Source organism: Shewanella sp. A22 (assembly GCF_053850585.1).
In genome coordinates, this window is sequence record NZ_JBSQBN010000058.1 from 22,008 (window position 1) to 28,164 (window position 6,157).

General features: G+C 41.7%; 4 protein-coding genes. 3 read left to right on the top strand and 1 reads right to left on the bottom strand.

Features of this window, described 5'->3' with window-relative positions:
• Positions 1 to 10: 10 nt before the first annotated feature.
• Positions 11 to 3,058: a transglycosylase domain-containing protein gene (locus tag ACWXWT_RS11855; protein ID WP_456041792.1), complete on the bottom strand. Its 3,048-nt coding sequence runs from the start codon at positions 3,056 to 3,058 to the stop codon at positions 11 to 13.
• A 264-nt stretch (positions 3,059 to 3,322) separates the two neighbouring features.
• Between ACWXWT_RS11855 and ACWXWT_RS11860 the strand changes: the two genes are divergently transcribed.
• The 3 genes from ACWXWT_RS11860 to ACWXWT_RS11870 all read left to right on the top strand — a co-directional run bounded on the left by ACWXWT_RS11860 (position 3,323) and on the right by ACWXWT_RS11870 (position 5,994).
• A complete protein-coding gene (locus ACWXWT_RS11860; protein ID WP_456041793.1) occupies positions 3,323 to 4,228 on the top strand; it encodes a DUF72 domain-containing protein in 906 nt (301 codons plus the stop codon).
• Positions 4,229 to 4,338: 110 nt separating this feature from the next.
• Entirely contained in the window at positions 4,339 to 5,220 is an 882-nt protein-coding gene (rluF, locus tag ACWXWT_RS11865; RefSeq protein WP_456041794.1) for a 23S rRNA pseudouridine(2604) synthase RluF, read from the top strand.
• A 141-nt stretch (positions 5,221 to 5,361) separates the two neighbouring features.
• Positions 5,362 to 5,994, top strand: a complete 633-nt coding sequence (locus ACWXWT_RS11870) for a LuxR C-terminal-related transcriptional regulator (RefSeq protein WP_456041795.1) — start codon at positions 5,362 to 5,364, stop codon at positions 5,992 to 5,994.
• Positions 5,995 to 6,157: the final 163 nt, after the last annotated feature.

The following is a 6,157-nucleotide window of genomic DNA, read 5'->3' on the forward strand; positions in this document are numbered from 1 at the left end:
AATTAAGCCTCTATAAACCAGTTTGACACTGCTCTTGTTGATTGATCATCGGTGATAAAATCGGCATCATGCCTTTAAGTACTTGTAATGGCAGTGCTGAAGTAAAGCTAAAGTCATCAGCTTTTTCTCCTGGCACAAACGCCGTTAGGGTTCCGAAATGATGATCGCCTAAATAGAACACAAACGTTGCGGTACGGTTTATGGCCGTTGAAGACACTTTGCGACCATTACGGATCTCAGTCGCAATGCGGTTGTCACCGGTGCCAGTTTTACCGCCCATAACAATCATTTGACCATTACTATCAACCAAGCTACCTTTGAGCCTTCTCGCGGTGCCATTTTCAACCACATTTGCGAGCGCCCGTTTGAGTGCTCGAGCAACTTCTTGATGCATCACCCGCATAACCGTCTGCTTGTTATTGGCCAATGTCACCTCATAGGGGGTGTCTTTAGCAAACTGCAGTTCATCAATTCTCACGGTGGGGTAACGATAGCCATCATTTTGAATAATACCCATTAACTCTGCTAATGCTGCAGGTCTGTCGCCCGAGCTGCCTAACGCAGACCCTAAAGATGGCACCATATATTCAAACGGATAACCCATTCTCACCCAACGCTGATGAATACTTAAAAAAGCTTCCACTTCTAGCATCACTTGAATACGCACATCTCGTGCATTTTGATATCGCGTTCTAAACAGCCAGCGATACACTTCTTGCAACTGCGGCTGCGCATCTTCTAATACTTGGGTGAGGCCCGTTTCTGGATAGTCATTCAAATAGCGTAATACCCACAGTTCTAACGGATGCACTCGGGCAATATATCCTTGATCAGCTAAAGTAAATTTTTCTTCGCCATATTTGCTGTACAGCAAATTAATCTGTTTGTCGGAAAACGCTTTTGCCGGTAATCGCTGAGTTAAAAAAGCTTTTAACTCACGGGCACCATCGTAAGGTTTTAAATAACGATAAACTGCCGTTAGTTTATGCTCTTGTTGCTGAATACCATCAAATAACACCTCAAGACGTTGCTCTGGTGTAAGCTGACGATATTTGCGATAAAAACGTTTTACAAACGAACTCCCCTCTCGTTTAGCAAAGGCTTTTAGGTATTCTTCTCGGCGCGGATCTTTGTCGTTACGTAATAACTGCGACACACTGCCTTCACTGTTATAACTACTACTGTAACTAACAATGTCTTGCATTAATCGCACAAAGGGCAAGTTTATAGACTCTTGCAATGCTTGGTATAAGGTTGGTACCCGAGTGTTTTCTTTTTTATTAAAATTGTTAAATACATGCAAGCCACCACCAGTGAAAAAACGCTCTTCTGGCGAAGCCGAATATTCACGCTGTAAGGCCGCATCCAACATCCGGGTTAAATTTCGGTCTCGGGTGGTAATCAAATAATCGACAACCCAACGAGTAATATGGTCTTTGCGCTCCACATCCACTTGGCGTAAATCAGCGACTGTCATTGCTGAAAAGCGCTGTTGTAATTCGGCAATAATGTCTAAGTAAGTGGCTAATACACGTAACTTAGCCGTTGAGCCCAACTCCAATTTACTGCCTTCGTTAATATCAAACGGCTGATCAATACTGTCGGTTTGAATCCTTACACGGTTAGCACTGTCAGTGCTTTCGTACAAAGTAAAACTATAAAGCACCTTGTCTAACTGCTGCACAGACAACAAACGCTCCCCCAGTAAGCCGATACGTTCAGCTGAACTAGGCTGAGCTAAGCTACGTAAGTAATCGCTAACTTGCTGTTGTAAGTCGCCATGAAAGGTACTGTTGATCGATAAATCGTAGCGATCGAGGTCAAACAAACTTAACCCCAACATACTTGCGGTACGGATCCGCACCGCATTTACCCCTTTATTATTGCTTAGGTTAGCCGTGGCTAACTTGTTAGTGTTGAAATGCAATGTTTGTTCAAGTGATGACACCATTAATTGGGTGTCAATTAATCCTTCGCCACCCAATAAACGCAAATAACTGTCAACTAACGATGCTAAATCATCATGACCTTGGAGTAAGTAATACGATGGCCGACGCTGAGCAATCATTAAGGCCACGATTTGACGAAATACCTTGCCACGCTCAGCAGCATTTTGCTGAGTATGGCGGCTCAAGAGTAATTGGTTGGCTTGATTAAAATCTGTTTTAAACCAGGCCCATAGTCCATCCCCAATACCATGAACTTCACCAAAACCAGGAGCCGATGATAATGGCACTGTGTTGAGGTAATCTTGTACGATACGTTGGCGAGCACCAAGGGTACTTTCACCTTGTTGATACACTCGCACAATGGCCGAACCAATTTGTAATAACTTATCTTTAATACTTAAGGTTAAGCCATGGTTAGAATGCCTAAACTTTTCAATTTGGGTTGCCAAGGTGCTGCCCCCCGCTTTAGACATATCAGCACCAAAGATACCCGCTACCTGACTCGTTGCAGCCAACACAAATCGAGGCCAATCAACAACGGGGTTGTATTTAGCTTCTGGACTTAACATTTCACGGTTTTCGATAAACAATAAAGTGTTTATGATTGGGTCAGGAATTTTATCATGGTCTTGATAAACACGTTTAGGATAGGAGAAATCAAAAACCGTCATGTCACGGCAATCTTTAATTGCTAAACCAGATTGAGCTTTTTCATGATACGGCGGGAAAAAACCAACTTGGGTATAATCCATCAACATTGGTGAAAATGCTACTTGTTGAGTAATTTGATAATTACGCTCAATTAAACGGGCTATTTTTTGCGGAAGCTGGCTATATCCATGGCGGTCGTCAAAAGGGCCATATTTAGGGTAAATCACCGCATCGCTGCGATAATCACGTAATTTGTAGGTTAACTTAGTCGCATACTGATGCAAAAAATAAGATTGATAATACGATGTCCGCACCTCAAACTCGACGAGGTAAGCCGTTACGAGCAATAATACAATGAATAACCAACCCGCTTTACTGCGACGAACCGGAGTCGGCTTGACGGGGGATGTATTAGGTCGATAATTATCAAACTGACTGTCGGGATGTGGACTAGGCACAAACACTCCATTTAACGCATAAAATCACAATAACGCACCATTTGACTGTTAATTGATATGAAATAGGCCGAATAGTATTATTTTGCCTTCCTTCACCCATTTCTTAACCCGAGTGAAGGTTAATTATGATAATTTTATCAGATGGGTAAAGCGATTAGATATAGACAAAATAACTAAATATTGCTTTTTCGGTCATCCAGCCTTTATTAGCACAGTATTGATATTTTTATATAAAAGCACATTTACCCGAGCCTAAGGATTGTTTTGGACAACAGCACTTCAACAACAATAAGCGGTCCCCCACTAAGGTTAGGCTTAGCTATGTGGTCTCAAAATCACTGGCAACAAACAGTCTATGGTGCAAGTAAAGCTAATCGGCTCGCACGTTATGCCGAAATATTTAATACCGTAGAAGGCAACACCACTTTTTATGCCACACCGTCGTTGCAAAATGTCCAAAATTGGTATGCTGCAACACATGACGATTTTAAGTTTACCTTTAAACTGCCCAAGCAAATCACCCACGAATTACAATTACAGCATGCAGGGCCAGCTCTACAACAATTCTTTAATGTCATGGGACCTTTACTGAACCGAACCGGAGTGTGGAAAATTCAACTTCCCGCCAGTTTTGGGCCACAATCTTTGCCGCAATTAGCGCAGTTTTTAACGCAAGTGCCACAAGGGCTAACCTATGGCGTTGAAGTGCGTCATAGTGCTTTTTTTGCTAAAGGTGAAGCAGAGCAAAGATTAAACCGCTTACTCATCGACAATAACTGCAATCGTATTATTATGGATACAAGACCTGTGTTTGCGGCCGCGCCAACAACAGCCGCGGTGATCGATGCTCATCAAAAAAAGCCAAAAGTCCCCGTGCACGCCATTGCCACTGCTAACAATCCCGTTGTACGCTTTATTGGTCACCCACAAGCTGAAGCTAATAAGCACTTTTTTAAAAATTGGCTTAAACAGCTCCCTTTATGGATAGCGCAAAACAAACAACCCTATTTATTTATCCACACCCCAGACAATCACGACGCGCCACAATTAGCCGTTGATTTATACCATTTACTGCAACAACAGTTAGCACAAAGTACAACTACATTAACCGACATAAACCTGTTGCCTCAACAACTGCACGCCACAACTCAAATGGACTTTAATTTGTGATAAATAAATCACCGTACCGAGAATAGTTCAAAGGCCTATTTATTTTATGATATTATCTGCGCCGATCCAGCCTGCCTTCGCAGCGTGTTTATGTTGATAAAGGAACCTCCATGAGTGAATCTGCAACCCGTTTAAATAAGTACATTAGTGAAAGCGGTATTTGCTCACGTCGTGAAGCAGATCGTTACATTGAGCAAGGAAATGTATTTATCAATGGTAAGCGCGCCAAAATTGGTGACAGCGTAGAATTTGGCGATAAAGTTAAAGTGAACGGCCAAGATATTGCCCCGCGAGATGAAGCTGATTTAGTCTTTATCGCGCTCAACAAGCCTGTCGGTATTGTGAGTACGACAGAAAATACCGAACGCGATAATATTGTCGATTTTGTTAACCACAGTGAACGCATATTTCCCATAGGTCGCTTAGACAAAGATTCGCAAGGGTTAATTTTTCTCACCAGCAATGGTGATTTAGTCAATAAAATTCTCCGCGCAGGCAACAATCACGACAAAGAGTATGTGGTCACGGTTAATAAACCAATCACAGAAGCGTTTCTACAAGGTATGCGAGCTGGCGTCCCCATGTTAGGCGTTATTACTAAAAAGTGTAAAGTTGAACAAGTGTCAACATTCGTATTTAAAATCATTTTAGTTCAAGGCCTTAATCGTCAAATTCGCCGAATGTGTGAACATTTCAATTTTGAGGTGACCAAGCTAGAACGACAGTCAATTATGAATGTCTCGCTAAAAGGGCTACCTGTAGGAGAATGGCGCGATTTGGATGAACAAGAGCTCAGTACACTCATGAAGTTAATTGAACATTCATCTTCAGAGGCCAAAAATGCCCCTAAAAAAGCCAAGAAAAAGCCAATCCAAAGCCTACGAGATAAAATTGAAGGCCCTGAACACTTTATGCAAGGTCGAGGCTCCAAGCCTAAAAAGCCAACGACCAATAAAGGGAAAGCAAATCATTCTAGAAAGCCTAAACGCTAATCAATAAAAGCATAATTGATATTATATTGACATAATAACTGCTAACGTTGCCATGTATGTTCTTCAATGATTGGCACAAACAAGCCGTAAAATATAACACCACAGCAACCGGACGCTGTTTTTTTCAACAAGGAATGTGACATGTTCAGCAATAACCTGTTAATCGTAGATTTTCCTGTTCACCTCTGTGGACAATTTCAACACCTCGCGAATCTGCTTGAATTTAACCTAATTCAGACCAATACAAACGATGGGCAATCAGAATTATCAACTATTTTAACTCCCGAAAATAGCCCCCCCATTTGGGTGCATTATCTTCATAACCCACTACAAGACATAGATCACTTATCTGCTGCGTTATTTAAAAGCGACTTGCACATTGCATTTTGTCCTGCTCTCAATGTAGAACTAGAAGTTATCCTTATTTCATCGGGGTTTCATGGTGCCATTTGTACCGATGATGCTATCGCTCATCAAATACAAAGCATCAAAAAAGTACAAGACGGAGACATTAGCTTTAATCCCAAAGCTGTATCTAAATATATCCTCCAAAGAAAGCGGGTTCCATCATCAGGTAATCGCGCCAAAATCCTTGCTGTCACCACCAAAAAAGAGCAGCAAGTATTGTCACTCATACTGCATGGATTAACCAATGAAGAAATAGCCAAAGAGCTCAAAATTTCTGTTAATACCGTCAAAATGCACGTTCAGAATATTTATAAAAAAACCAAGATTAAAAGCCGCGGCCAATTATTTGCTTTCGCTGCCGGTTAACTTGTTATCAATACCCTATGATGTCAGCCTCATTGCTTTAATACCAATCCTATTAAATATGTGATCTTTCAGCGGGAGTTCAAAGTGCTGTAGGCAAGGCAGATGATTGAAGCGAATAGTGATCCTCGGTAACAAGCTCCTGCGTTACTCTACCTCCAGCATC

What these genes read in the sequence shown, in the direction of transcription:
- rluF (WP_456041794.1), top strand. Translation starts at nt 4,339, where the DNA reads ATGAGTGAATCTGCAACCCGTTTAAATAAGTACATTAGTGAAAGCGGT.
- ACWXWT_RS11870 (WP_456041795.1), top strand. Translation starts at nt 5,362, where the DNA reads ATGTTCAGCAATAACCTGTTAATCGTAGATTTTCCTGTTCACCTCTGT.